Genomic DNA, 4,374 nt, shown 5'->3' on the forward strand with positions numbered 1-4,374 from the left:
GGTCTCTGAAGGGGTTTGGCGTTCTGGCCCGATCTTTTGCCTCCCTTCAAGGACAGGTAGCCCCATGCAAGTCCTCACCGACGCAGCGAGACAGCGCTGTCGGACCACCAAGCCAGAAATCGTTGGTTTCTCGGAACTCCCAAGCGATAACTGCCAACGCTGCTGAGGCTTGCTCTGCGAATGTTTCTAAACCCATGTCGTAAAACAAAGTGCCATCAAACGTCCAATCCGGAGCTTCTTGGCGTCGCGACACTCGCGACGCCTCAGCCTTGGTCATACCCCTAAATTCTTGTCACTTTTGCGTAACAAGAGATGGACAGGCGCATTAACCTTTTCCCCTTGCCCGTGACGTCGGGCGGACTTCCGCGTAAGTCCATAGCTTAGAGGATTAAAGAATGACGCAGAGGAAATTATCGCCGAAGTCGCCCTTGCCCAGTGGGTCCGACAACGTGCCGCATCGTCCCGAGAGAGTCACCCTGGCAAACGATCGGCTCACGCCAGCCAAAAGGAATTTTGCCTAAGTGCTGGGGCGGCTGTTGGCGCTCCAGTGGGAACGAGAGCAACAGGCCACTTGCCGGTCCTCCTTCCCAAAGAGGTGTCGTCCCCATGATTGCACCGTTAAGTACCAGTCCCGCTGATCATCGATCCGAATTTGTTCAACACCAGTTTCTGGCCATGCTCCCTCAGATTCGTCGGGAGGCTTGGATTGCCTTCCGTGATCGGCGGGCCGCAGCCCGGGAAGAATTGATCCAGGAGGTGATCGCCAACACTTACTGCGCGTTCGCGCAGCTTGTGCGCTGCGGTAAACAAGCTGTGGCGTAGCGCGCGCTGTCGAAATGTTCGGCAGCCGCACCGTTCCTTTTTCCATTGATGGAGTTTGTGTCATGTGTTCTTTATTGTCAGACGATCTAGATCGCCAGGAAAAAAGCCGCGAGATTTCCCTGCGAAGGAAAGCTGGCCGCTTTGGCTATTTGGTTCGCAGATCTCGAAGGCAACTGTCGGTGGACAATGAAGGCGGCTACATGCTGGTCGACATCGAGTCGAATTCTGTGGCTGCCGGTTCGCGTTTTGAGTTATCACTCGACGATCTCGAGGCATTTCTCAAGTAACCCTGGACCAATGCCCGGCCTCGGCCTTTCGCCCATTCAACAACGTTCTGGTCGGCGACTCTGTGAGATTCGCTGACCAGAATATTTTTTATCTCAAGGAAGATTTATGCCTCCCTCCAAACCCCCCATGCCCAAAAACCAGCGCCGGGCTTACCACGAAGCCGGCCATGCGGTCCTGGCCGCCCGATTCGAGATTGGCATTGAACGCGTGGCCATTATTCACCCTGGAGAAGCCGCAAATCTGGCAGCGCTATTAAATCAATGAAAATGTTCTGTGTTCCAGCCGGATGGCGAGCTCTTGCCGTTCGGCTGGTCCACCAAATTTCCTGGAGGTACTGTGGTGGATACATTATGGTGGCTTCTTCTGATTGGCGTGATCGTGTGGATATTTATCGGCGGCCCTGGTCCCGGTCCCCAGCAGGGGCAACGCAGAGGCAGACGAACCCGATGCCGCTGCCGATGGTGATGCTGAAATTGATCTACGACTGCCGATCTGCCAATTCTTATACCCCAACGGAAAACCAGCATTGCTGGTCCGGCCTATCATTGTGCCAGCGCGTTAATCATAAAGCTCATGGCGACAAGGCTGACTTGTTGGAAATGCCTATGGAACTTTTAGCTCAACACGAAAGATGTAATAAAAATGAATACCGAAGAACCAAAGCATCAACAGTTCAACGAACATGATCGAAACACGGACCAAGCAACGGCCGAGCAAATCGCCGATGCCCAAGTACGCCTAATCAGATTGATCGCGCGTTGCGCCACCCAACTGATCCGGGCGCAGGAAGTCGCCGTATCAGACGAGACGGGTTGCGCTAGCAAGTAATCGATGCTATGCCTGCCCGGAAAACGCCTTTAGCGTTCAGGAAAAGATGCTGATGCTTGGTGGCGTGATAGCCATGATGTCGACGCATAGCTAAATTCGCATGGATCATCGACCATAATTGGAAAGTTGGGCACTTTGTGACGATCATACCGTCGCCCCTATTTGCGAGCACTGCAATGTTAGAATTCGCGAAGAGTGCGTTCCGCCGCGCCAAATAGTAGGAATTTGATTTCTCTCGAAAAAAAAATGATCGCCTAGATTGTTTCGCGCTATAATTAGAGTGTGCCCTAGTAAGCGCGGCAAGGAGGCCGACTCATGGACGCTGTCGAAGAAGTCGATCGTGGCGAGCTCATCGAATGGTTGGCAGCCTACGTGCGGCACGCTCAAGAATCGGCCGACATGGTCGCCGCATGTCTCAAGCAGTGGCAAAGGGTTTTGGGCATAGATCCCACGGGGCAATATCCGCCGCTGTTCCTGGTTGAGCTGGGAGCGATTCTCCGAATTGCACATTGGCAGCAAAGCGACGCGCTGGCGCCGCTTGCCGAAGAATTCCCTCCAGCTTGTGAGCTGCTTGCAGCTTTGGTCGATCGGCTTGCCGACGACCCCTCGACGCTATTTGGCCAGGTTACTGTCGAGCGATGCCCATTGATGAGTCGCGTCGTTACTTTGTGGCATAGCAACTGTTCGTGGTACGGCCCCCAAGAACTGGGTACCGACTTTCTCATCAGGTATGGCGATGTTGGGGAACTACAGCGGTTGTTGGCCTCTTTTGTTTTTGACCACAGAAACCTAATTTTGAAAGGTGAATTTCATGAGCAAATCGAATAACATTCAGGTCGCTATTTATGCCCGTGTCAGCTCTTGTAACCAGGACCATACTTCTTTGGCGACGCAGTTCACGAGCGTGATTAGATCCCTTCATCCGTTCCATGGGCTCTTGGGCAACGGCGAACTTGCCCTGCGAGTAGTCTATTATTCTCGAAAATCCTCCGCTTGAGGCGATACTGCGTAACTCAAGAGCCATTAGCTCAAACTGCAATCGAGAAAACATGGCCCACGAAAATTTCAGTGATTCGTTGATTTACCTTCGGCGAAGCTATAGCCGGAACGAGCTTAGCCTCGCAACACAACTCGCCTGGGCTCTGGCTGAGGGGTCGCGGCGAAGTCTTAGCATAAATGTGTCGCAAAGCGATCTTGATCATATGATTCGAAACCGCTTGCATGCATACAAAACTCTGCGGGTTGACGATGGGATAAGTGGCGCGGACATGAACCGTCCGGGATTTCAAGCAGCCGTGCGGGATATCGAGTCGAATCCAAGAATTAAGTGGGTCCTTAGCTACCGCCGCGATCGGCTAGCACGGCCCGAAGATGCGCTGCGCATGGCGACGATCGAGTGCGACATCCGCAAGCGTGGGGTAACCTTCGTTTTCAACAATGGTGAAGCAGGGCCGATAGATGCCTCCAATCCCGACCTTGGCGTGATGATAACCCTCGTTGCCGAATACCACGAAAATGGTGAGTTTCTTCGCAAATTAGCTGAACGCGTGCTCGATACGCAGCGGCTGTTGGCCTGCGAGGGCTACTCCACGGGTGGCAGCGCACCGTACGGCTTTATCCGTGTATTGGTCGATGCGGCAGGTCAAGTAGTTATGGAGTTAGTTCCTGGCCGCCGCGTACGACAGCAAGGGTGTCATGTGCGATGGCGCGCTAAAGACCTTGCCAAAATTGAAGTCTGGATTTTGGTTCTCGATTTAAAGCACCAGGGCCTCGGAGGCAAAAAAATTGCGCAGCACCTTAACGGCCTTGGAATTCCAAGTCCTGGAGCAGAGATAGTACGCACTGACCACGGAATACGTCATCGCGTAAGCGGCAAATGGTGTGCAAATACGGTTTTGGAGCTGTGTCGCAATGCCGCCATCCTGGGCCTCAAGGAATACGGTCATCGCAGCGAAGGCAACCATCGGAGATTAGGCACTGAAGGGCACCGCACTCTGGTGAACTCCGACCGCAACAAAGAGAATCGGGCCAAGGTTATCCGTAACGACTCTTCCCTGGTGGTGCGCAAGAAAACCGGTTTTGAATCGTTGTATGATGAAGGCAAGTGGCAAAAGATTCAGCAAGATACTGCGGAACGTGGGAAGAGTCAGCGCGGCATTCCGAGAACCTCCGACCCAGCAAAATATCCGCTGGCTTGTCGTGTGGTTGATATGACCGACGGCTGCGGTTCGATCATGTATGGGCACCAATCGGGCCAGCGACGGCTTTATACATGCGGCCGCTACATGCGAACCGCTGGCAGCGAATGCGATAACAACTCGGTGGATGCCGAGGCCTTATTGCAATTGACGCTCCTGACTCTGAAACAGTTGGTCAACCAATTCGACAGTTTAAAGAAAATTCGTAAGCTCCTTGAGGAGCGGGTCTTGGCTGAAA

6 protein-coding genes are annotated in these 4,374 nt (G+C 53.4%); all 6 read left to right on the plus strand.

Annotated features, from left to right (window positions below):
* Window positions 1-675: 675 nt before the first annotated feature.
* A complete protein-coding gene (locus tag VMJ32_13760; protein ID HTQ40086.1) occupies window positions 676-822 on the plus strand; it encodes a hypothetical protein in 147 nt (48 codons plus the stop codon).
* A 62-nt stretch (window positions 823-884) separates the two neighbouring features.
* The gene (locus VMJ32_13765) at window positions 885-1,109 is read left to right on the plus strand and encodes a hypothetical protein (protein ID HTQ40087.1); all 225 of its coding nucleotides are present in this window, start codon (window positions 885-887) and stop codon (window positions 1,107-1,109) included.
* A gap of 106 nt (window positions 1,110-1,215) precedes the next feature.
* Window positions 1,216-1,374: a hypothetical protein gene (locus tag VMJ32_13770; protein ID HTQ40088.1), complete on the plus strand. Its 159-nt coding sequence runs from the start codon at window positions 1,216-1,218 to the stop codon at window positions 1,372-1,374.
* A 378-nt stretch (window positions 1,375-1,752) separates the two neighbouring features.
* Window positions 1,753-1,938, plus strand: a complete 186-nt coding sequence (locus VMJ32_13775) for a hypothetical protein (protein ID HTQ40089.1) — start codon at window positions 1,753-1,755, stop codon at window positions 1,936-1,938.
* A gap of 315 nt (window positions 1,939-2,253) precedes the next feature.
* Window positions 2,254-2,766, plus strand: coding sequence for a hypothetical protein (locus tag VMJ32_13780; GenBank protein ID HTQ40090.1), 513 nt, complete (start codon window positions 2,254-2,256; stop codon window positions 2,764-2,766).
* Window positions 2,767-3,116: 350 nt separating this feature from the next.
* A partial coding sequence (locus VMJ32_13785; GenBank protein ID HTQ40091.1) for a recombinase family protein occupies window positions 3,117-4,374 on the plus strand: 1,258 nt, incomplete at its 3' end.

The organism is Pirellulales bacterium, assembly GCA_035499655.1.
Lineage (GTDB): Bacteria > Planctomycetota > Planctomycetia > Pirellulales > JADZDJ01 > DATJYL01.

Bases quoted from the DNA above. Each gene is read 5' to 3' on its own strand.
- VMJ32_13760 (HTQ40086.1), top strand. From the start codon at position 676: ATGCTCCCTCAGATTCGTCGGGAGGCTTGGATTGCCTTCCGTGATCGG.
- VMJ32_13765 (HTQ40087.1), top strand. From the start codon at position 885: ATGTGTTCTTTATTGTCAGACGATCTAGATCGCCAGGAAAAAAGCCGC.
- VMJ32_13780 (HTQ40090.1), top strand. From the start codon at position 2,254: ATGGACGCTGTCGAAGAAGTCGATCGTGGCGAGCTCATCGAATGGTTG.
- VMJ32_13770 (HTQ40088.1), top strand. From the start codon at position 1,216: ATGCCTCCCTCCAAACCCCCCATGCCCAAAAACCAGCGCCGGGCTTAC.
- VMJ32_13775 (HTQ40089.1), top strand. From the start codon at position 1,753: ATGAATACCGAAGAACCAAAGCATCAACAGTTCAACGAACATGATCGA.